This is a genomic window from Marinobacter sp. (genome assembly GCF_040882185.1).
In the GTDB taxonomy this organism is placed as follows: domain Bacteria; phylum Pseudomonadota; class Gammaproteobacteria; order Pseudomonadales; family Oleiphilaceae; genus Marinobacter.
The window spans coordinates 40126-62568 of the sequence record NZ_JBBEBW010000022.1; the positions used below are offsets into that span (position 1 = coordinate 40126).

The window sequence follows — 22443 nt, forward strand, 5'->3', positions numbered from 1 at the left end:
ATTAAAATCTGTACTGTATCGGTGCCATTGCCAGGTAACTGTATTGCTCCTCTCGCAACCTGCCTTTACAAAACAGAACTGCACAGACTGGATTAATCAGGATAATAGCCACGATCTATTATTCTTCTGGAGTCCCACTGAGATGCAGTTGCTGAACCGTTTCCGTATTCGCACACGCCTATTGCTGGCGACCATTATTCCGGTACTGATCACGGCAGGCACAATCGCCTGGATTGCCCTCGCTCAGGTTGAACAGAATGGGGAAAGGGAACTGGAGCGATTGGAAGCAAACCTTCTTGATGCTCGTAAGGAGGGCCTCAAAAGCGTTGTGGACGTAGCAAGGTCCGTGGTTCGGGAGGCCATGGCAAAGCCCGGGCTGAGCGAAAGTGAAGCCCAGACAGAAGCGAGAAACCGCATTCGTTCGATGAGTTTTGGAAGTGACAACTATGTCTTCCTGTATGACCGCGATCTGATGAATCTGGCATACCGCCCAAAACCTTCCATTGAGGGTCCAACCACGAACCCTGCGGTGCAGAAGCTGGTCCGGGACTTGTTTGATTCTGCCGCCAGGGGCGGGTTCTACGGCTACAACTGGCCGAACCCGGGTACCGGTCAGGAGGAGCCAAAAGTCTCTTTTTCTGTCCTGATTCCTGAATGGGACTGGATGCTGGGTGCTGGTGTGTATACCACGGATATTGAGCTGGTTGTGGCGGCGGCTCGTGAGAAAGTCGACGAACAGGTCGCAGCAGCATTGGGTTTCATCGTGTTGGTGACGGCTATTGTGGTATTGATTGCTCTCGGGTTGGGGATATTGGTAGGTCGGACGGTGACTGTACCGTTAAAGCGAGTCAGCAGTATGATGCAGGAAATCGCTGATGGTGAGGGAGACTTACGCCAGCGCTTACCGGATGAGGGCAAAGATGAACTGGCAGAGCTGGGGCGTCGCTTTAATGCTTTTGTGGTGAAAATACAGACCACCATCCAGGAAGTGGGCACCACTACGGAGCAGGTAGCTTCTGCCGCCGAAGAGCTGAGCCGGGTGGCCACTGAAACCCGGCATTCTGTGCAAACCCAGGGTTCCGAGACTGACCAGATTGCATCTGCCATCAATGAAATGGCGGCCACCATTCAACAGATTGCTGGCAATGCCAACCACGTTGAAAGCGCAGCCTCGGATGCGGACCGGCTGGCGCGCGAGGGTGGGAAGACCATCAGTAACGCCCAGGCCTCGGTCAACGAGTTGTCCAGTGAAATTGCCGAGAGCGCCAGCAGTATTGAGAAGCTGGCGGAAAAATCCGATGACATACAGCAAGTACTCGATGTCATCCATGCGGTAACCGATCAGACGAATTTGCTGGCCCTGAATGCTGCTATTGAGGCGGCCCGGGCCGGCGAGCATGGTCGCGGTTTCGCTGTAGTGGCGGATGAGGTACGTCAATTGGCTCGGCGCAGTGCTGAATCGGCTTCCCAGATTCGGGACATGATCGATGGCTTCGTGTCCGAAAGTCGTGCCGCGACGGAGCGCATGCAGGCTTCGCGTAAGCGTTCAGGTGAGACGGTTGATCGTATCAACCATGCCAGCGATGCCTTGCGGACCATCGAAAAGTCCGTCGGCACCATTCACGAGCAGGTTACCCAGATTGCGACTGCGGCAGAACAGCAAGGCCAGGTAGCGGAGGAAATCAACAAGAATGTGGTGCGAATTGTGGAAGCCGCACATCAGAGTGATACCGGGGTGACCCAGACCAACGAGGCCAGTGAAGAACTTGCCCGTCTGGGTGAGAACCTGCGGGACCTGGTGTCACAGTTCAAGGTCTGACCTTACAAGGTCTTGTCTTCGGCGACGACCCGGAACTGTAGCTCAGCCAGACGAGCGTAGAGCGGGTTGTCGCGTATCAGTTCATCGTGGGTGCCGACCGCTTCCAATATGCCGTGGTTGATCACTGCAATACGATCCGCGTCTCGCACCGTTGCCAGCCGGTGGGCGATGACCAGGGTGGTCCGGCCAGCCATCAACTCCGGCATGGCTTGCTGTATCAAATGTTCACTCTCGGCGTCCAGAGCGCTGGTGGCTTCATCCAATAACAGGATTGGGGCATCCGCGAGCAGCGCCCGGGCAATAGCGAGCCGTTGCCTTTGACCTCCAGACAGCCCGAGACCATTATCACCCAACGGCGTGTCATAACCCTGGGGCAGCGCGCGGATGAAATCATCAGCATGAGCCACGGTGGCCGCCTGCCTGACCTCCGCGAGTGATGCATCAGGCCGGCCGTAGCGGATGTTGTCGGCGATGCTGGCGAAGAACAGCGCCGGGTTCTGGGAAACCAAGGCAAAACATCGCCTCAGATCTGCGGGCGCTAGCTGCCGGCTATCGACACCGTCAATCAGGATAGAGCCCGCTTGCGGATCGTAAAACCGCAGTAACAGATCGAATAATGTTGATTTACCTGCGCCGGAGGGGCCAACAAGCGCCAGGGTTTCACCGGGTTCGATCTTCAGGCTGAACGTTTGGATCGCAGGAATATCGGGCCGGGACGGATAGAAAAACTGCAGGTTCCGTAACTCAATACGCCCGGCAATGCGGTCCGGCAGTTGCTGTAGGTTGTCTTGCGGTGGGGTGATCTGATTATCGGTACGGAGCAGTTCAAATATGCGGGCGGCGGCTCCGGCAGCGCGCTGCAGCTCACCAATCACCTCGCTCAGGGCTCCCGCCGACAACCCGATAAGCAGGCTGTAGAACACGAAGGCGGCCAGCTCACCGGCACTGATACGGCCGGAGATCACATCCAGCCCGCCAACCCAGAGCACCACACCAACTGCACCCATCACCAGAGTGATCGCGATGGTCGTGAGCCAGGCCCGCTGCCGAATACGTATCCGGGCCACGGCGAAGGCTTCTTCAGCGACTGCTGCGAAACGGCTCCGGTCATGGGGCTGGTGATTATAGGCCTGTACCGTTTTTATCTGGGTCAGGCTTTCGCCCACGTAGCTGCCAACATCGGCGATACGATCCTGACTCAGCCGGGATAGCTTGCGCACCCGGCGCCCGAAAATCAGGATGGGTGCCACCACCAGCGGAAAACCAAGGATAATAATACCTGCCAGTTTGGCGTTCGTGATGAACAGCAGGATCACACCGCCAATCAGCATCAGGGCATTGCGTAGGGCAATGGAGACGGTGGAGCCAATCACTGATTGAAGTACCGTGGTATCTGCGGTGAACCGGGACTGAATCTCCAGACTGCGATTCTGCTCGTAGAACCCCGGATGCAGGTCAATCAAATGGTTGAATACCTGCTTACGAATGTCCGCTACTACCCGTTCGCCAATCCAGGACACCAGATAAAAACGCGCAAACGAGCCAATGGCCAGCCCCAGAACCAGAATAAAGAATAAGCCGATTGATTGCGCCAACATCTCCGGGGAGCTGGTAGCCAGGCCCTTGTCCACCAGAATACGCAGCCCCTGGCCGAGTGACAAAGTTACGCCAGCAGTAAAAACCAGCGCCACCAAGGCGCCCGCGACCGCCTTTTTATAGGGTGCGATGAAGTGTCGGGCGAGGGCAAGAGCCCGGTTCAATCGGCTGGCGATGGTGAACTCCTAGAGGTGGTTGACCAATGATGCAGTTAGCGTGATGGGTAATAAAATGGGGCGGTGATACCGGGTTTACAAGCCACCAAGCCACCTTTGGTAGCAGAAAACCCGTCTCAAATAGCGTTGAGAAGCCCAAGCGGCTATCGGAGACTGAGGAATATAAAATTCTATCGGGGCATTCTTAAACTCGATAGTGGGCCAACTGGGTTTTCAGTCGTTCAGCGAGGGCTGTCAGAGCTTCGCTGGAAACTCGTGTTTCATCGACCCGCACTGAGGTGTCCTCTGCATTCTGGCGGATGCGGTCGAGCGTTGAGTTGATTTCCTCGGAAACCTGACTTTGCTCCTCAGCTGCGCTGGCAATATCGGTATTGCGTTCAGATATACTGCTTACCGCTCCAAGCACCCGACTGATAGCGTCGCCCGACTCCCGCGCTTTGTTCGAAATACTTTCCGCCAGTTTTTGATTACCCTTCATTTTGCTCGAGGCATCTTTTGAACCTGCCTGGAGACGTTCAATCTGGGTCCGGATATCATCGATCGAACTCTGGGTGCGATTGGCCAGCAACCTCACTTCATCGGATACCACAGCGAACCCTCGGCCATGTTCACCGGCGCGGGCGGCCTCAATGGCGGCATTCAGAGCGAGCAGGTTGGTCTGCTCCGCAATGGAGTGGATTACATCCAGCACACCGCTAATATTATTACTGTGCTCATCAAGCTCGGTCACGGCAGCCACGGACTCGCTGATACTTTTTGATTGCTGCTCAATAACATTGATAGTTTCTTGCAACAACTGGTGGCCGGTCTTTGCCTGAGTGTCTGCACTCTTGGCCGCTTCCTCTGCAATGGAGGCACTTTCGGCGACATTCTGAGCTGTTGCAGACATTTGGTGCATAGATGAGGCCACGTGCTCGGTGTCCCGTGTCTGCGCACTGGCGGCCTTGCTGGAGCCTTCAGCGATAGAAGAAAGTTCTTTTGAAGATGAGAGCAGTTCCGCTGCAGAATCCCCCACTTCACGGATGGTCGCCTGGATCTTGTCCAGCAACTTGTCGAATCCTTGCGCCATCTTGCCGAACTCATCCTTGCTGGTTGAATTAAAGCGCACAGTGAGATCACCTTCCCCCTCAGCAATGTTGTTGACGGTGCTGGTCAGGGCCTTCATGGGCCGTGCGATAACAGAGGCGATGAGCCCGCTTATGGCTGCAATGATTAAAACACCAATACCGCCAATAATTAACGCCACCGTCACTGAGGCAGAAGCAACCATGCCAGCCACATCGTCATTGGAGTACGCGGAAACCACCTCGTAGCCCCAGGGCGCGAATGGCTTGCGGGTTATTACCCAATCGGCATCCTGACTTGCCAGCGCCGCTTCGATGGTTTCGGCAGAGTGGTTGTCTGAATGCATACGGATCCGCCCCAGGTTGTCCACCAGGGCAGTGAACCCGTTTTCAAGAACGGCTGCATTGCTGACGCTGTCCGCTATGGTCGACATGTCCGCCGAATAGCCTACGTACCAGATACCGATGACTTCTCCTACCGAGTTATTGATAGGTGCATAACCAGTGAGATATGGACTGCCGAGAATATCAACCTGCCCGTAAAACGCCTGGTTCGATTTGATGGCCTTGAAGGCTCCTCCTTCCGGGTTCAACACCGTGCCGGTTGCACGCTTGCCTTCCTTTTGGACGTTGGTTGAAACCCGGACATAATCCTTACCGTCAAACACAAACAAAGTGGCCGTGCCCCCCATGTCCGCCGTGAGACTGTCAACCAGCTCATAGTTGTTCGCCTGCGCCTCACCACCCAGATAAAGGTCCGGGACATTTTTGTTTCCCACTTCTACCCGGTTTCCCAAACTGGGTTGGCCGATTTGCAGCCCCCGCGCAACGAGAATTTTCATGCTGCTTCGAACCCGTGCCATCATGATTTCGTCGGTGACGGTCAGAATGCGTATAGCATTGTCGCTGGCTTCATTTGCTTGATCGTTGGCCGCTTCGACGATGGCATTTTTCTGGGTATAAATGGTGAGGGCCGAGCCAATGACGGCTATCAGGGCGATAAGTATGGCGACCGCCAGAAGAAACTTCCTGTTCACTGACATAGTGAGCACCTTAAGCAATTAGGATGAAATTGATTCACTGACCAGAGGATTAGTAGTGAAAATGTTTTCAACAGTTAATTGCTTATCGGCACACACGTTGGAAACCTGAGACATCTTATTGGAGCGTCAGAAAAACAGTCCTTTCACCACCAGCCCGGTACCGGACACCACCAGAAGCACCCGGCATATTCGGGTGAAGGTTTCGCCATCAAAACGCTTCTGGATAGTGTGACCCAACTGCACTCCGATCCATGCTGCAGGTACCATCGCGAGCGAAATCCACAGCAGGCGGACTTCCCAGAAGCCGTTGAGGCTGTAGGGCACAACCTTGACCAGATTCATGACTCCGAACAGGACGGCTGCCGTGCCTAGCCATTGCAGCTTGGCCAGTTCGCGGCCCAGAAAGTAGACATTGATGGGTGGTCCGCCAGCATGAATCAGAGTGCTGGTGATTCCGGAAACCGTTCCCCAGAACCAACCTGCCTGCTGAAATCGACGCAGGGCGCCGGACACATGCTGCCAACTGGCGAACACTATTGAAATGGCCCCGGTGATCAGTTCCAGCGCAGAATTGGATAACATTCCCATCACCAGGCCACCCAACACAATGCCTACCAGCGCGGCCGGTACAATACGTTTCAGAGTCTCGACGGAGGCGTGTTTGCGGTAGATTTGGATGGTTTTTACATCCATGAACAGAAGTACCGGCAGCATGATTACTGTGGCCATTGGCAAAGGAATCACCAGCGCCATCAAAGGCACTGCAAGTACCCCGGCACCACCCGCAAACCCCGATTTTGAAATGCCGGTGATGATTACACCGATAACGGCCAGCAACCAGAACAGGGGAGAATCGAAAGGGGCAGGCATGGCAGAGAGTCTCCTGGCTCAGGCGTGAAGACATGATCGTTTCCAGAGGGACGTTATCCTGATGGATGGCAGGAGATTTGTCTATTGAACGCTCTGATGGTTACTCTTGGAGTCATCAATACTTTGACAGGACAAAAAACGATGACAGAAACCTCGGTCCAGCCGTTTATTTTCCGTTTTCGAGTCCGCTACGGCGAATGTGATGCCCAGGGGGTGGTCTTCAACGCCCGATACGCGGACTTTGTGGATATTACCGTCAATGAATACATCCGGACCCTATTCGGGGATTATCAGAATATGCTGGCTCAGGACCTGGACATTCAGGTGGTGAGCCTGACCATGAACTGGAAGGCCCCGGCGAGATTTGATGATGTGCTGGAAGCGCGACTGATTCCGGGTCGGATAGGCAATACTTCGTTTGTCTTACACCTCGAATTATTCCGCTATGGTGAGTCCGATCCGGTTCTGGACGCGGATATAACCTATGTGCTGATCCGGCCGTCCGAGATGGCGAAAACGGTCATCTCAGACCAGGTCCGAGGGCTGCTTGAGCAAGGCGGGCCCGGAGTCGTGATCAGCCACGCCGGCGAGTAATCTCGCATTCCCCCGCAACGGTGATCTGTTCATGATCCGCCCGGTGCCTGGCATTCAGCGCCAACTGGTCGGGGTGGGGCGGTTGGGTTGGCTGAAGGAAGGGTTAGTGAGAGCATAGGGGTTATTTTCGGTGCTCGCGCGATCCGAGATAATGAGGAGCGTATGGAGGCTCTGAGCAGCATACTCAATATGGGCGTTGAAGTGATGTATCGCTGGTACGCCGAACCACGCACGCCTGGTTAGTCGCCGAATACCTGAGAGAACATTCCGGCCCACTATTGTTGGGACCACGGCTGGGCTTGATGTCGTTATCTTGCCTTGTTTGCCGCGTAATCCAAAGGTATTGTATCCAACGTCGACTGAGGCTAGGCGATCGCCCGTATCGCTCTACTGTCAGCGAAGACGATAGGCGGAGAGCGCTTGCCGCCCACCACATCCTATGCCACACTAAAAAAAGATATATTATATAATGCTTCCATGTTTGATAGACGCACAAGCTAAAATCAACTGGTGCAGGAAAAGAAAAAACATAGAGGCAACATGAGCACATCATTAGGGAGCATTCAGGCAAACGGTAGTCACTCTTCTGCTCAAATTAAAAGACTTCAGCGCGATACCGATGCAGAAATATCATGCGAAAATAATCTTAGGTTCATGCGTCGTCTTCCGGATGAATCTATGGGCCTAATTGTTACGTCTCCTCCTTATAATATAGGGAAAGAATACGAAAAGCGCGCAACTCAAAGCCAATACATAGAAGACCAGGCATCCTGCATTGCGGAAGCGGTGCGCTTACTTTCTCCAAATGGCTCAATTTGCTGGCAAGTTGGGAATCACATAGATAGTGGTGAAGTTTTCCCACTCGACATTCTCCTGTACCCTCTCTTTAAAAATCATGGGTTACAGCTTCGCAACCGAATTGTATGGACTTTTGGTCACGGCTTGCATTGTCAGAAACGTTTTTCTGGACGCCACGAGACAATTTTGTGGTTCACAAAATCTGATGATTATACCTTCAATCTTGATCCAGTTCGCATCCCATCCAAATACCCAAACAAGAAGCACTTTAAGGGTCCCAACAAAGGTGAGCTTTCTAGCAACCCTCTGGGAAAGAATCCTTCTGATGTTTGGGATATCCCCAATGTTAAGTCGAATCACGTGGAAAAGACAGACCACCCATGCCAGTTCCCCGTGGGATTAGTCGAGCGGCTTGTCTTGGCTTTAACTAACGAAGGTGAGAATGTTCTAGATCCATACCTTGGCGTAGGCTCGTCGGCAATTGCTGCACTCAAACATGGTCGCCATGCCTTTGGATGTGATTTAGATAAAGGATACGTCGATATTGCCTGGGAGCGCGTTCATGAACTGCGAGCCGGCAAATTGAGAACCCGTCCAATGAACAAGCCCGTCTATGACCCAAACGAAAAGTAGGCCTCCATGAAGCTCGCATACACATACGATAACCATCATAGTGCAGGTACTGAGTGGGAACGTCGGGAGCTGAAAGAGTGGCTTACAGACGTTTTTGAAGCTCCTGCAGTTAAGATCGAACCCCGTTGTACCTCGGATATACGCAAGCACGTAGAAGGCGAGTTTATGAATGAGGGCTGGGCGCTCGACGTCCGACTTGATTCGGATTCAGGAATAAAGGTTTTTTCGATGAAGGACGATCTAGCATTTCAGCTTCAAACGGGAAATATGAGTAGGGCCCCATATGACCTTTTGAAATTACAGTATTTGTTTCAAAGTCAGAAGATCAATGCGGCGGCGCTAGCATTGCCGACGAAGGAAGCTGCTAAGGTAATCGGAGACAACATTGCGAACGCAGAACGAGTAATCAACGAGCTCCAGCTCTTTGATCGCGTGATCACCGTTCCGATCCTCGTGGTCGCATTCGAGTAAAAGTGAGGGGCTGAATGACTTACAGCATTAAGATAAAGCCTCGCTCAGAACGCGAGGCCATGATAGCCAAACGCCTTGAGGCTTCTGACGAATTCGGTGAAACAATCTATGAATTTCGAAGCGGTAGTCATACCCCAAAAGTAATTTCCCTACCGATTGATGTGCCAGTTTATCGAATGGAGAACTGTCGAACCTTTAGTGCCCAGCAGACTGAGATAGCGCGGCAGGGACGAGAAAAGGATTTTTTCGAGAAAGGTCAAGAATTAACCTCCGCGCAACAGGCTCAGCATAACATCCTTGCGAAACTTGCCAATCAGGGCACAGATTCTGTCACCCCGATCATCTCTGTTCTGCAAGAGGACGGTCAACGAGAGTCGATACTTATCACAAGTACCGGCACTGTCGTGAATGGAAACCGCCGACTTAGTGCAATACGCGAGCTACTTTCACGCAAAGATGGTTCTGTTGATGAGCGCTTCACGCATGTTCGTTGTTCTGTTCTACCGTCGGATGTTACCAGAGATGAAATAGATGATATTGAAGCTGACCTGCAGGCGAGACCACAGACAAAGCTGGACTACGATTGGATTGGAGATGCTCGCCTTATCCGGCGGCAGGTTGGCAAGAATAGATCTACTAAGCAGGTCGCAGACCGCCTACGTCGCAGCAAGCTCGACATTGAGAATGTCCTCCAAGCGCTAGATGAAGCTGATCTGTACCTAAGTGAATGGATCGATAAACCTGGCGAGTATGATCTTGTCCAGGAGGGTCAGCAGATTTTTGGCGACATTCCAAAGGCCATAGCTAAGAAGGACGCCAACCTTCAGAACGCAAGTCGCGCCATTGCATGGTCGATTTACGAGAACCGGGAAAGGGTCAGTGGCCGCGTGTATCGACTTAATTCCGCATTTGGCAAACTGGCTCCGAAAGTCCTAGAAATTCTCGAAGACCAACTGGAGCTACCAAGCAACCACGATGCAAAAGATGACGATGAAGATTTCGCCATAGACATTGATTCAAATGAATCGACTGAAGACTATACGGCAATCATTGAAGCTCTGCGTGATGAAACCGCCAAAGATGAGGCAGTTAGCACCCTTATCGATGCTTGCGAGACAGCTATAGAACTGGCGAAAGGTCAACAAAACGATGAGGCAGCGCTTAAAGCACTTGCACAAATTAATTCAAGAATTACGAGTATCGACGTGAGCATGGCAGGGTCGAAAACTCTGCCAGCTATGCTCAAGCAAATCGAGTCGATACGTAACGGTCTAAATAAGATAGAGGCTGTGATAGTCGAGCGTAAAAACAAGGCAACCTCGGGCCATGAGAACGAGGAGTAAGTGGTGTGAGAGAAATACCGACCACCGTAATAATTCGCTACAATGAAGATCACAGCGGCACTCTGTCCCTCCAGGGCGATGCGCTAGAAACCGCAATCTGGGCACGCCTGAAGCTTTCCATTCGTACAAAACGACTAGATCACACTATCTCGGAGGGCGAGATAAACCTTTCGTGGCCAGACACACTAGGCGTTGTAAGGGAACTCGGCAGCAAGTCCAACCAGAAAAGTCTTCACTTTCGGTTTAGGCCGGAAGGAGTGGCCGAAGAAAAGTTGAGCGCATTTTCTGCCCAGTTAAGGAAGACACGCGAACAGCGTAACCAGATTAGCAACGCCCTGTCCCCGGAAGAGATTGATTTACGCCTGAAGGAGATCGGTTTTACAAAACGGAATTTGAAGGACTTTCAACTTCGCGACCTTTCTCATCTGCTCTCTTTAAATAACGGCGCAAACTTCTCTGTACCTGGCGCGGGAAAGACTACCGTAACATTCGCACTACATATGCTTACTCAGCAATCAAATCAGCATTTGATTGTCGTTGCTCCGAAAGCAGCTTTCCAAGCTTGGATTGACATCGTAGAAGAATGCATGGAGGAAAATGCGCCAGACAGCGGGGCTGAACCATTCACTTTATTAGTTGGTTCGGAAGACGAGACACGCAAAGCCCTGAGTTCCGGCGCGAGACGTTTCATTATTTCCTATGACATGATGATTCGTCAGCAAGGCTTGTTAGCGTCGCATTTCGCCACCACACGAACTCATCTTGTACTTGATGAGTCCCATCGCATGAAAGCGGGATGGCAATCACAACGGGGCGCGTTCTTTCTACGGACTGCCGACGATCCCGTCCGGCGTGACATTCTTACCGGTACTCCTATGCCGCAAGCCGCATCAGACATGGAGTCTCAACTCGACTTTCTTTGGCCAGGACATGGCTACGGGCTCGAAATCTCCCATGGCAAGTCCCCCCGCGATGTACTTGGTAACCTCTATGTTCGTACTACAAAAAGGGAGTTGGGGCTCCCTCGTGCTGAACGCCACTTTATTGACGTGAGTATGGATCCTGGACAACTTGCGTTGTATTCTGTAATCCGAAATGAGTTTGTGCGGGATCACTCCAGGCAGCTCTCGAAGGGGATGGGCGCTGCTCAGTTTTTGCGCGCCCGCAAATCAGTTATGCGTTTGCTGCAGCTTTCCGTAAACCCTACTTTGGCCTTAAGCTCAATGGCTAATGACGATGTGCGGGTCGAGTCCGCAATAGTCGATCAAGTTTTAGAGGAAGGACATTCCGCTAAAATGCGAGCTGTGATGGACCATGCATACGCGTTGGCCGAGAAGGGTCAGAAATCGGTTATCTGGACAATTTTTACAGATACCATTAACAGTTTCGTGTCATCTTTGGCTGACCTCAACCCTGTTTTTATTCACGGAGGGGTTCCGTCGGGGACGCCCAGTGATCCTGAAAGTCGTGAAGGGAAAATTCGCCGCTTTCATGAAGATGACGGTTGCTTCGTTCTCGTTGCTAATCCGGCTGCTGCAGGTGAAGGCATAAGTCTTCATACCGTTTGTCATAATGCTATTTATGCAGATCGCAGTTACGTCTCCACACATTATCTGCAATCCATCGACCGAATACATCGTTTAGGGCTCAGGCCTGACCAGGAGACCCACATACACATCTATCGCTCGAAAGCTCCGCCTGTGATAGGGAGTATTGATATGTCAGTTAGTCGGCGCTTGACCGAGAAAATTCGAAACATGCAGTCGTTGTTGGACGATCCCGACCTGCACGAGCTCGCGTTCGATGAAGAAGAGGCGGCTGACCCCATCGATTATGATGTTGAGCTTAAAGATATCATCGACCTCATCTCAGAGATGGAGGGTGCCGCTGCGGATGTTCCGCTGGAGGAGGTATGAGCGTGCTGATCTCCACGGAGAGACTACTATCTTTGCCGTGCCTTGAGGGCTTAAGGCTCTTCAGGAAGTATAAATTCGGTCATCCAGATTTAATCGTATCGGATTTGCTCGCGCTCATAGACAGCGTCGAAGCTGATGCTCATTCTTTGGATATGGAGGCTTCTGTTTATCTCTCTGAACTTGTAGAGAAAGACGGTCCTTTAGACGGACATTTATTCTATCAGGCATGCATCAAGGGAGTATTGCTTAAGCACCAGCCGATCTGGGCAAAACTCATGCGTCAGGGTCGAGCCCGTTTTATTAAGAGGCTTAGCGCCAATGATCAAGATGTGTTTGCAGCGGCAGGATTAACATTGAATCCGACGCCGCTGCATGTCGTGGTGTGGTGGGACGATGTTTCTGGTTATGCAAGGCTGGCTTCTGATCAACAAAAAATGGAGCAGGGTCGCGCGGCAGAATTGCTGACCATAGAACATGAACGACGTAGACTAAGCGATATCGGCATTGCATTGGAGCCTAAATGGCCTGGATTCGACGACAATTTTGCAGGCTATGACGTCCTCTCGTATGAGCATGGTCCCTTCGGCATTGAGAACCAGCTAATCGAGGTTAAGTCCACCACACTCTCGCCCATGCGTTTCATTGTGACTCGCCATGAATGGAATAAGGCAGAGAAAGCCGGTGAGTCCTACATTTTTCACGTCTGGGATATGAATCAAAGCCCACCTGCGCTGTACGTGCGAACCGTTGCCGAAATTGCGCCGCATATTCCAGTGGATAGTGGCAAGGGGACCTGGAAGAATGCTGACATACCTATTCAAAATCACTAGAATACTTGCCTACTTTTAACATGACCATAGGTTGGGCCGTTGTGGATCGAGCCCGTCCTCATCGGTCTCGGCCATTCGGCCTTAAGCCATTGCAAGTGTATCGCCAACCGTGACTGGCTGTTTAGTTCGGCGTACCTCATAGCCCTAAACGCTTGAATAAGGCTCGCTCCAGTGTGCGTACCTCTCCTACCTCTCTTTTGAACGTGCAGAATAATCCCATCCGCGTATTGGCGCGGGTCTAGACCGGTTGCATATGCAATCGAGAGTTAGGAAGAGAGGAAAGTCCAATAAAGCTATATGTCTATGACAAAGTCATAGAAGAATTATAGCTGATCTGGATCAGGACGAGCTGGCTTGGCTCAAGCCTTGGAGTAGCCGCAGTTTGGAAGGCAAGATGACCAAGGCGTTACGACATCACGGGCTATCCTATGATGGAATTAACATTTGAATGCTGCAGGAGTGTTTAAATGAATGGCCATTGACAGCGGGATATGGTCCTTTATGTCAACACCTTCACGAGGTGCCCCCGCTCTTGCTCTCCGGTTGCGTTTCTTCTCCTATCAATTTTTTGACCCCTTTGAAAACATCGCTTACTGACACTGAGGCCAGCTATCGCCAGCGCTATAATTTCTCTGAAACTGTGACGCGTCATGACGGTGCGAGTGTGTTCGTCACGGCACGGTTGAAGTATGAAGCGGGGCTTAGTCTATCACTGTTTTAACTTCAGAAATCGCGCGGCTGGCCTGAGTGTAAACATCCCTGTTTTAGTTGCACCGCTGATTAGAGTTTTCCGCCCGTTGGTGTTTCGCCAGATATTCCCATGGCGTCAGGTCTTCCAGTGAATCGTGGGGCCGTTCATCGTTGTATTCCGTCATCCAAGATTCTGTTCGTTGTCGGACTTCTGTGAGGTTCCGGAAGACGTACATATTCAGAATCTCGTCCCGGTAAGTTCGATTAAAGGGCTCAACGTAAGAGTTCTGGGTGGGTGTTCCCGGCTTGATGAATTCCAGCGCAATGCCGTGTTGCTCAGCCCAATCCGCCAGAGCAATTGAAATGAACTCTGGACCGTTATCCATGCGCAGTTTGGCCGGGTAGCCTCGCCAGGCGATGATGCGTTCCAGTACCCGAATAACTCTCGGTGCCGGTAAATTCAGGTCAATCTCAATGGCCAGCACTTCCCGATTAAAGTCGTCCACTACGTTAAACGTCCGGAATCGGCGACCACAGAACAGGCTGTCGCTCATGAAATCCATGGACCAACACTTATTGGCAGTCGCTGACACGCTCAGAGGCTCAGGATTTCTCGTAGGAAGCCGCTTCTTGCCCCTTCGACGCATATTCAAGTTGAGCGCACAGTACAGCCGGTGCACCCGTTTGTGATTCCAGCCATGTCCCCATCGCCTCAGCACTTTGAACAGCTTGCTGAAGCCGTAGGCTGGATAGCGTTCAGTAGCCGTCTGAAGCGCCGCAATCACCGGTGTATCTCGGGACGCATCTGCTCTATATCGATACACGGAGTCACTGATGCCAGCAATTCGGCAGGCTCGGCGGGTACTGACGCCATGAGCCTGCTTGAGGTAATCCACCAGTTCTCGTCGAACGGCTGGCTTTACAGCTTTTTTTCGATCACATCCTTCAGCAGCTTGTGATCCAGACTCAGCGCAGCGTACATCTGCTTCAGTCGCCGATTCTCTTCCTCAAGCTCCTTCAGGCGTTTCACATCAGAAGCCTCCATACCGCCGTACTTGGACTTCCAGTTGTAGTAGGTCGCATCGGAGATGCCGTACTCCCGACACACCTCCTTGACCAGTCTGCCGCCTTCAACCTCTTTCAGGATATTGACGATCTGGGACTCGCTGTACCGTGATTTTTTCATCCAGTCCTCCGTTTGCCTCATTGTAGGCCGGAGAACTCTAACTACGCATGCACCGATTTTAAGGGATGTTTACATAAGGACAACTTTTCTATGCCTATCATCAGATAGGGTGATAAGGTTTTTTGCTAATTATCTGATAGGCATTAGTGTCATTTTGAACATCAATAAATTGACATAGAATGATTTTAAACTATCATATGATATACAAAATTATTTTAATGCCCATGAGATGATAGGTAATGAGTATTAAGAGCACGGTCAGAAAGCAATATGTGAGGATCGCGGATCGTGCTGCGCAGCAGCTTGAGTCTATCCAGATGCCGTCTGAAGGATGGCTTGTCACGATGCGCAAGGCGCTCGGCATGTCTGGAGCAGAGGTTGCCGTCCGCATGAACGTCAGCCGCAACGCGGTCTATCAGGCTGAGCGCAACGAACGTGACGGCGCGATCACGATCAACCAGATGCAGAAGCTCGCCGAAGCCATGGGCGGGCGCTTTGTTTACGCCATCGTCCCCGAGGGCAGCGTTGATGAGGTGATTCGCACGCAGGCGCGGCGCAAAGCCGAAGCCCGTATCCGCCGCGCAAGCGCCCACATGGCGCTTGAGAAGCAGTCCTTGCCGAGCGCCCAGACAAAACAGCGGATCGAGGAGCTTGCCGACGAGTTGGCGCGTGACCTGCCGCCGGATTTCTGGGAGATCAAATGATTTTCGAGGAACCCGACGGAGCAACGCCGCTCGATCCTGACGAGAATCAAGGGCTAAAATTAAGTCATGTAACCACACGTGGTGAGCTGGACGAACTGGAGCAGGCTAATATCGAGCAAGGGCTTGCGTGGGTATCGCGGCGGCGCGGAGGCGATATCTTCGACGATAGTTTCATTCGGACGCTCCACAAGCGGCTATTTGGCGATGTCTGGCGTTGGGCGGGCGAGTATCGCCTCACCGAAAAGAACATCGGCATTGATCCATTCCAGATTGGAGCGCAGCTTCGCATGCTGTTGGAGAATGCGCACTACTGGTCGAAACACGAGGTTTTTACGCCGCTTGAGGCCGCCGCGCGCTTTCATCACCGGATGGTCCAGATACACCCTTTTCCAAACGGAAATGGCCGCCACGCCCGTATCGCCACCGATATCCTTTTAGAGGAAGTTTACGATCATTCACCCGTGGTTTGGGCGAGCGGCTTTGACCTACAAGCCGACAACGAGCGTCGTGCGGCCTATATCACCGCACTGCGCTCTGCCGATGGAGGTGATTTTTATCCGCTTCTGGTATTCGTAGGCGCAAAGCTGATCTGTTCTTGATCCGACCGGTGCCTGGCATCCGGCGCCAGTTGGTCAAGGCGGGTCGGTTGGGCTGACTGAAGGAAGAGCTGGTGAGAACATAGGTTTGAGTTCAGACGTTAAATTGCTCAACCTGGGTGCGAAGCTCCTCACCCAGTCGCGCCAGTTGATTCGCCGAGCCAGATACCTGATTGGCGGAAGCGGCTGACTGGTCACCGATATCCCGAATAACCGTAATATTCCGGTTGATATCGTCCGCAACCGACGTTTGTTGCTCCGCCGCCGTCGCGATCTGACTGTTCAGGTCTCGTATAGCCCCGACAGACTGCGCAATGGCGAGAATGGTTTCACCTGTAGCACGGGCGCTGTCCAGGGTGTGGCTGGCGAGCTTGCTGCTGGATTCCATGGTGCTGAAAGAAGCTTCGGCACTGCTGACCAGACTGGTGACCAACCCTTCGATCTCAACAGCAGAGGTTTGCGTTCGTTTGGCCAGTGATCGAACCTCGTCCGCCACGACGGCAAACCCACGACCCTGCTCACCAGCACGTGCGGCTTCTATCGCAGCATTCAGAGCCAACAGATTGGTTTGTTCAGCGACGGATTTGATGACATCGAGCACGGAGCCAATATTGCGGGTTTCCGTCTGCAGTTTGCCGATTTGGGTTCGGGCGGTTTCGACTTCTTCGGCCAGTTGATTGACAAATGACAACGTGCCCTCGACGGCCTGCTCCCCGGATTTTGCCTTTTCGCTGGATTGGCCCGCAGCCGAAAACGCGCTCTCGGCGCTGCGGGCAACCTCGGCAACGGTAGCAACCATCTCATTCATCGCAGTCGCAACCTGGTCAGTCTGATCCCGTTGCTGGTTAACGCCCAGGCTGCTTTGTTCGGTTACCGTTGAAAGTTCCTCCGCCGCTGCAGCGATGTTATTGGCCCCGCCGTTGATGCCCACGACCAGGCTCCGCAGATTGGTCGTCATATGCCCAAGTGCTTTTAGTAGTTGGCCGAACTCGTCATGACGGTCGGTTTTGACATCCTTGCGCAAATCACCTGCGGCTACCCTTTGGGCAACGGTGACGGCCTCTCGAACCGGAAGAGAAATGCTCCGGGTCAGGCGCCACGACAGCAAAACACCGAGAACAATAACAATGGCTGTCGTCGCCATAATGAGGGTCATGGCATCATTGCGATCCTCATCCATCCGGCCAAGCTGTATTTTCCTCAGGCTGGTGGCGGCCACGATGCTGTCACTTGCCAGCACCTTCAGCGCCTCCTCGGTTTCAGCAGCTTGCTCCACCGCCACCACGGTAGCCAGGAAAGCATCCAGATAACCTTGAAACAGATCAACTACGGACTGCTTCATGTCCGGGTCCAGGGAAGACGACTCGATCACTCTTAAAGCCCGGCTGGCCGTGTTCTCGATGGTCATGACCACGCTGTTCTGGTTATCAATCAAAAAGCTGCGTTCATCGCGCCGGATCTGTCGAAGCAGGGAGTTGACGGCAAAGAGGTCCTCCTCGATAGCCAAGCGGCCTTCCAATGCCCAGCCTCTGGTTTCAACTTCGGTGATCGCGGTTTGTCGTGCCGCCACCCGGGAGGCGAGCTCATCGAGCCGGTTCAGATACTGGCGTGCGTTGTCGCTGACCGTGTCGACCAGCGTAAGGTCCGAGGCGATCACTAACTGCCCGGCCAGCATTTGGGTGCCTTCAATTACCCTGTTGCTCTGGGATTTGGCGTTTTCAAGATAGTCGGGATCGCCGGTCAGCAGGAAGCTCTTCTCTTCCGAACGCGCATCGAGCAGGGCCGTTTCAATGGTGCTGGTGGTCGCCACGATACTGGAGCGCTGATGGTAGCTGTTTAACGCCTGGGAGCCGGCGAGACCGATCAGCAGGGACAACAGGATCAGCACTGCGAACCCGCTCCAGAGCTTTACGGCGATGGACAGATTGGTATAAAGGGACAACAGTCTCATAGTCTACTTCCTGATAATCATGAGAGCGGAACGGTTAGCAGCAAGCAGACGCCCACGTCACGGGGCATGGCTTGGTGGGGAACAGTTAACTCCCTAGTATTAAAGTCCGGTAATGAAGAACTGTAAAGTATCCATACATGATCTTTGGTAAGCGTTGGTTACCGATAGGTTTTGATTAAAAAATGTGCTATATTCCGCGCCCTTTTCGAAATAAATCAAGCCGCAGTCCCACTCACTCTACCGTCGATGCGACGAGGAGCCCCGGTCACTATTATGCAGTCTGCCAAGCCACTTTTTGATTACCCGAAATACTGGGCCGAATGTTTCGGACTGTCGTCGTTCCTGCCGATGAATCGGGAAGAGATGGACCAGTTGGGCTGGGATAGCTGTGACATCATTATCGTGACCGGTGATGCCTACGTGGATCACCCGTCTTTCGGCATGGCGGTCATCGGGCGCTTGCTGGAAGGGCAGGGTTTCAGGGTCGGTATCATTGCGCAGCCAGATTGGCACTCAGTGGATGATTTCCTGAAGCTGGGGAAGCCCAACCTGTTTTTCGGCGTGGCGGCGGGCAACATGGATTCCATGATCAATCGCTACACCGCCGACCGCAAAGTGCGCTCAGACGATGCCTATACGCCTGGCGGCATGGGTGGTAAACGACCGGACCGTGCCAGCCTTGTCTATACTCATCGTTGCAAAGAAGCCTTTGGTGACGTGCCGGTGGTGCTGGGCGGCATCGAAGCATCGCTTCGGCGTATTGCCCATTACGACTACTGGCAGGACAAGGTTCGCAAATCCATCCTGATCGATTCCGGCGCTGACATCCTGCTTTATGGTAACGCGGAGCGGGCCATCGCTGATGTGGCCAATCGTCTTTCGCTGGGGCACCCGGTGGAAACCATCACCGATGTGCGCGGTACTGCGTTTGTGCGCAAGGATGTGATCGAAGGTTTTTATGAACTGGATTCCACCCGGGTGGACCGCCCGGGCAGGGTCGACAAAATCCTCAGCCCTTACATCAACACCCAGGAACTGGAAAGCTGTTCCTCGACGCAGGCAGAAGGTCCCCAGAAAGAGAGCGACGAGACCGTCGTGGTGGATTTGCTGCCGAGCTCGAAAGTCACCCGGGGCAATACGGTTATCCGACTGCCATCGTTTGAAAAAGTTCGCAACGACCCGGTGCTTTATGCCCACGCCAACCGGGTCCTGCACCAGGAGACCAACCCCGGCAACGCCCGCGCGCTGGTGCAGAAGCACGGCGAACAGGACATCTGGTTCAACCCGCCAGCGATTCCGCTGACTACGGAAGAGATGGATTACGTTTTTGACCAACCTTTTGCCCGGGTGCCACATCCCTCCTATGGCAAAGCCAAAATTCCGGCTTATGACATGATCCGGTTCTCCGTAAACATCATGCGGGGTTGCTTTGGTGGCTGTACCTTCTGCTCCATCACCGAACACGAAGGCCGGATCATCCAGAACCGCTCGGAAGATTCCATCCTGCGGGAAATCGAAGCCATGCGGGACAAGGTTCCGGGCTTCACCGGCGTTGTCTCGGATTTGGGCGGCCCTACGGCGAATATGTACCGTATTGCCTGCAAATCCCGGGAAATTGAATCCGCCTGTCGTAAGCCGTCCTGTGTGTATCCGGGTATCTGTGAAAACCTCAATACCGATCATTCCGCGCTGATCCAGCTTTACCGCAGTGCCCGGGAGTTGCCGGGCGTCAAGAAGGTACTCATTGCCTCCGGCCTTCGGTATGACCTGGCGGTGGAATCTCCGGAATACGTCAAGGAACTGGTCACCCACCACGTGGGTGGATATCTCAAGATTGCGCCAGAGCACACGGAAGAAGGTGTGCTGGACAAGATGATGAAGCCCGGTATTGGCAGCTATGACCGCTTCAAGCAGATGTTCGAAAAGTACTCGAAAGAGGCGGGTAAGGAGCAGTATCTGATTCCCTATTTCATCGCCGCCCATCCGGGCACCACCGATGAAGACATGATGAATCTGGCTTTGTGGCTTAAAGCTAAAGGCTTCCGGGCCGACCAGGTGCAGGCGTTCTACCCCTCGCCGATGGCGACCGCCACCACCATGTACCACACCGCCCGCAATCCGTTACGGAAGGTCACCTACAAGTCCGAGAAGGTGGGTTCGGTAAAAGATCCCCAGCAACGCCGGTTGCATAAAGCTTTTCTGCGCTACCACGATGCCAAAAACTGGCCGATGCTGCGGGAAGCGTTAATGACGATGGGGCGGGCGGATCTTATCGGTAACGGTAAGCACCAGCTAATCCCGAAATACCAGCCTGCAGTCGAGGGTTACCACAGTGCCCGGCGCAAGAACTCTACACCGGCCAGTGGTGGCAAAACCGCTAAACCTCTGCTGACCCAACATACCGGCCTGCCGCCACGGTCCACCGATGGCAGCGCACCCAAACCGGCACGTGGACCGGTAAAAGCCCGAGGCAAGAACGGTAAAGTAGCAAAGCAGAGACCGGTTCGTAGCTGATAGCGCGAGATATTCAACGAGCGCGGTAAAGCGAGCGGGTAAAGCTTTCCAAAACCGTGCGGAGCCATGGATGGCGGAGCCCGAGCGTACAGGGAAGTATTTACAGCGTGTTTTGGAAAGCTTTACCCGCTTGCTTTGCTCCACCCTAGCTAACTGCCATGGCTAATCAGCTGACCGCATTTAGCCGTTCTTTCCCGGCTTTGACTTTCAATCTCTCGATACACTCAGCAAACGCCCGACTAATCCGGGTCTGATCCCGGATCATTGCCAGTTGTGGCCAAGTTGCCTGCTCGCCCAGTTTGATGAACATATTGAGGTCTTCCTGATTTGGGTTTGACAGGACCTTGCGATAGAGCATCGGCCGGAATGGAAACTGGATGTTGATGTCGCCCAAGTAGGGCTGGGTCGCCATCGCGTGAGCCTGTTGGAGGAAAGGCCGCAGCATGCCGAGGGACCACGAATTACGAGTAAGCTCCAGGGTAGTGGCAACCGGGGCGTGCAGAAGCGAGGCCGCCGCCTGCTTGAGGGAGGCTTTGGCGCCACGTTCATGGTGATGGCTGATAAACGGCAGAATGTGGGGGTTGGCCTGGCTGACGATGGTGCGGTTGACGTTGTGCAGACGAGCCATCCGCATTAACGGCAGATCACCATGGACACTGCCATCCATCCAGCGCTCGGTGGGCATGTAGGGTTTGCCCTCGGTGATTCCCCTGCTGGCATTCCGGGCCTGGAGGGTTACCGGAGGATAAATGCCGGGCACGGCGCAGGAGGCCAGAATCGCTGAATCAATCAATACCTCCGGAGACGCCATATTGTTCAGCAGGCGAGGCTTCTGTCGAGTGCGGGTCGGTGATACCGAAATATTCAGGGTTCGTCCGCTATGCTCGAAAGCTTCCCGGAAACTGGGCTGGCCAATGTTGGCGTGGATGTGTTCCAGCAACTGGCGTTGGTCCATGGCATGGCGCTTCTGCCAGATCCGACCTGGTTCTAGCCAGCGGAAGGCATCCAGATGAATGTGGCCAGGCTCGAGAAAGAAGCGCTCCAGCTCGGCGTCGTTCCGGGTACAGATAGCGCCAGCAACAATGGCGCCCATACTGGAACCGGCGATCACCTCCGGTAGCAGATCTTGCTGCCACAGTGCCCGGGTGACACCAATGTGATAAATGCCGAAGGCTGCACCGCCACTGAGCATTAACGCTGGCTGGCCATACACCCGTTCGGCATCCCGGAACAGATCCAGTTTCTGGGCTTCGGCAACGCCTGGCATCGGGTGGTCACAGATAAAGTTCATGGACTGCTCCACTTCGTCCAGGAACTCGGTTGCCAGATATTTGGTGCCGGTGCGGGCGACGGCATAGAGGTCCGGGTTGGCCAGCTCGCCCAGATGCCGGTACAGACTTTCCTGCAGCACACGGGTCAGGGCCCGTGTATCGCCCCGTTCGCGACATTGGTGCATGGCCTGTATGTGCTCGCCAATCAGTGACTCATGGAGTAATTCAGTGCCCCTCGATTCCCGCCACTCGAGTAGGCCTTCCATTTCATCGAGAGCCTCTGCGGCAGCGAACCACTGCTCGTAGGTCACGGCTTCTGCGAGTTGTTTTTTCAGTTGCTGATGTTGCTGTTTTGAGTTTCCCATAGTGCCTACGATA

Annotated in this window: 15 protein-coding genes and 1 pseudogene; 10 read left to right on the forward strand and 6 right to left on the reverse strand. The window is 53.4% G+C overall.

The window, feature by feature from the left end:
• Positions 1 to 142 precede the first annotated feature (142 nt).
• Positions 143 to 1819 carry a methyl-accepting chemotaxis protein gene (locus tag WEB64_RS12755; protein WP_368059817.1) on the forward strand — a complete coding sequence of 559 codons (1677 nt, stop codon included), beginning with the start codon at positions 143 to 145 and terminating at the stop codon, positions 1817 to 1819.
• A gap of 2 nt (positions 1820 to 1821) precedes the next feature.
• Here WEB64_RS12755 and WEB64_RS12760 read toward each other — a convergent pair whose 3' ends face one another.
• The 3 genes from WEB64_RS12760 to WEB64_RS12770 all read right to left on the reverse strand — a co-directional run bounded on the left by WEB64_RS12760 (position 1822) and on the right by WEB64_RS12770 (position 6568).
• The gene (locus WEB64_RS12760) at positions 1822 to 3579 is read right to left on the reverse strand and encodes an ABC transporter transmembrane domain-containing protein (RefSeq protein ID WP_368059819.1); all 1758 of its coding nucleotides are present in this window, start codon (positions 3577 to 3579) and stop codon (positions 1822 to 1824) included.
• Between the two features lie 196 nt (positions 3580 to 3775).
• Positions 3776 to 5698 carry a methyl-accepting chemotaxis protein gene (locus WEB64_RS12765; protein ID WP_368059821.1) on the reverse strand — a complete coding sequence of 641 codons (1923 nt, stop codon included), beginning with the start codon at positions 5696 to 5698 and terminating at the stop codon, positions 3776 to 3778.
• Between the two features lie 126 nt (positions 5699 to 5824).
• Positions 5825 to 6568 carry a sulfite exporter TauE/SafE family protein gene (locus WEB64_RS12770; RefSeq protein WP_368059823.1) on the reverse strand — a complete coding sequence of 248 codons (744 nt, stop codon included), beginning with the start codon at positions 6566 to 6568 and terminating at the stop codon, positions 5825 to 5827.
• A gap of 141 nt (positions 6569 to 6709) precedes the next feature.
• On the opposite strand from WEB64_RS12770, the gene WEB64_RS12775 reads away from it, so the two are divergent.
• From WEB64_RS12775 to WEB64_RS12800, 6 genes are all read left to right on the forward strand, one after another.
• Positions 6710 to 7162 carry an acyl-CoA thioesterase gene (locus WEB64_RS12775; RefSeq protein WP_368059825.1) on the forward strand — a complete coding sequence of 151 codons (453 nt, stop codon included), beginning with the start codon at positions 6710 to 6712 and terminating at the stop codon, positions 7160 to 7162.
• A 540-nt stretch (positions 7163 to 7702) separates the two neighbouring features.
• Positions 7703 to 8593 carry a site-specific DNA-methyltransferase gene (locus WEB64_RS12780; RefSeq protein ID WP_368059827.1) on the forward strand — a complete coding sequence of 297 codons (891 nt, stop codon included), beginning with the start codon at positions 7703 to 7705 and terminating at the stop codon, positions 8591 to 8593.
• Between the two features lie 6 nt (positions 8594 to 8599).
• The gene (locus WEB64_RS12785) at positions 8600 to 9064 is read left to right on the forward strand and encodes a BglII/BstYI family type II restriction endonuclease (protein ID WP_368059829.1); all 465 of its coding nucleotides are present in this window, start codon (positions 8600 to 8602) and stop codon (positions 9062 to 9064) included.
• Between the two features lie 14 nt (positions 9065 to 9078).
• Positions 9079 to 10407 carry a hypothetical protein gene (locus WEB64_RS12790; RefSeq protein ID WP_368059831.1) on the forward strand — a complete coding sequence of 443 codons (1329 nt, stop codon included), beginning with the start codon at positions 9079 to 9081 and terminating at the stop codon, positions 10405 to 10407.
• Between the two features lie 5 nt (positions 10408 to 10412).
• Positions 10413 to 12323 carry an SNF2-related protein gene (locus WEB64_RS12795; RefSeq protein ID WP_368059833.1) on the forward strand — a complete coding sequence of 637 codons (1911 nt, stop codon included), beginning with the start codon at positions 10413 to 10415 and terminating at the stop codon, positions 12321 to 12323.
• A complete protein-coding gene (locus WEB64_RS12800) occupies positions 12320 to 13153 on the forward strand; it encodes a DUF3883 domain-containing protein (protein WP_368059835.1) in 834 nt (277 codons plus the stop codon). The genes WEB64_RS12795 and WEB64_RS12800 overlap by 4 nt, the downstream gene beginning before the upstream one ends.
• 764 nt (positions 13154 to 13917) lie before the next feature.
• Here WEB64_RS12800 and WEB64_RS12805 read toward each other — a convergent pair.
• Positions 13918 to 15029 (reverse strand): IS3 family transposase gene (locus tag WEB64_RS12805; RefSeq protein ID WP_368059837.1). Its coding sequence is split into 2 segments (ribosomal slippage): positions 13918 to 14768 and positions 14768 to 15029, totalling 1113 coding nucleotides; the frame shifts between segments, so codons are not numbered across the junction.
• A gap of 239 nt (positions 15030 to 15268) precedes the next feature.
• On the opposite strand from WEB64_RS12805, the gene WEB64_RS12810 reads away from it, so the two are divergent.
• Both WEB64_RS12810 and WEB64_RS12815 read left to right on the forward strand, forming a co-directional pair.
• Positions 15269 to 15733, forward strand: a complete 465-nt coding sequence (locus tag WEB64_RS12810) for a mobile mystery protein A (RefSeq protein WP_368059839.1) — start codon at positions 15269 to 15271, stop codon at positions 15731 to 15733.
• Positions 15730 to 16332 (forward strand): mobile mystery protein B, encoded by a 603-nt coding sequence (locus WEB64_RS12815; RefSeq protein ID WP_368059841.1) that lies wholly within the window; start codon positions 15730 to 15732, stop codon positions 16330 to 16332. The genes WEB64_RS12810 and WEB64_RS12815 overlap by 4 nt, the downstream gene beginning before the upstream one ends.
• 91 nt (positions 16333 to 16423) lie before the next feature.
• Here the strand turns inward: WEB64_RS12815 and WEB64_RS12820 are convergent, their stop codons facing one another.
• Positions 16424 to 18280 carry a methyl-accepting chemotaxis protein gene (locus tag WEB64_RS12820; RefSeq protein ID WP_368059843.1) on the reverse strand — a complete coding sequence of 619 codons (1857 nt, stop codon included), beginning with the start codon at positions 18278 to 18280 and terminating at the stop codon, positions 16424 to 16426.
• Positions 18281 to 18553: 273 nt separating this feature from the next.
• Between WEB64_RS12820 and WEB64_RS12825 the strand changes: the two are divergent.
• Positions 18554 to 20719 (forward strand): annotated as a pseudogene (locus WEB64_RS12825) (YgiQ family radical SAM protein); the annotation flags it as partial.
• A 241-nt stretch (positions 20720 to 20960) separates the two neighbouring features.
• On the opposite strand, the gene WEB64_RS12830 reads toward WEB64_RS12825, so the two are convergent.
• Positions 20961 to 22430 (reverse strand): DUF3336 domain-containing protein, encoded by a 1470-nt coding sequence (locus tag WEB64_RS12830; RefSeq protein WP_368059845.1) that lies wholly within the window; start codon positions 22428 to 22430, stop codon positions 20961 to 20963.
• Between the last annotated feature and the right edge of the window lie 13 nt (positions 22431 to 22443).